The sequence below is a fragment of the Vibrio sp. 1288 genome, assembly GCF_033344475.1.
On the sequence record NZ_JAWPOX010000806.1, the window covers coordinates 1 to 597 of the forward strand.

Genomic DNA, 597 nt, shown 5'->3' on the forward strand with positions numbered 1-597 from the left:
GACGGGAAAAGGAATTTAGAAGATCTGGGAGTTTCGACCATCAACCTTAATGGCATTTATTTTAAGCACTTCATAAGACTATATTGCAATTTAACTGACCTCGAAGATGAAGAAGATCAAGAAGGTCTAAATATACCAGTTCGCTGTGCTGGCGTTACAGATCTAGACCCTCCAAAGAAACAAACTATCCAAGTCGCTAGCGAAGAAAATGAAGATGAAACCATTGATAAAGAAGTCGACTTTATTCCACACGATTCACATCTACTTGAAGGCATGAACCATGCAATTAAATTAGTTAATTCAATCAACTCATCTGAAAACGCTCGCCTGTTTGTCAGTAAGTATAAGACGCTAGAATACGATTTGGCTATGGAAGGTAATAACGTAGCTCTAATGGCTGAGGTTGTCGCTTCACTTTGGCCAAAACCTAAAACAGGGAATAGCACTGTAATAGATACACTCAATCAGATTGCTGGCCAAGAATGGACAACGAAAACGTCTGAGGAAAAATCCGTATCTGCCCACGAAATTCTGAAGCGCATTGATGATGATAAGGTTGGCAAAGGTCTTTTTGCTCAAGTTTTCACCGATAAAATT

General features: G+C 39.2%; 1 pseudogene. It reads left to right on the plus strand.

The window, feature by feature from the left end:
• Positions 1-597 (plus strand): annotated as a pseudogene (locus R8O11_RS29470) (ATP-dependent endonuclease); the annotation flags it as partial.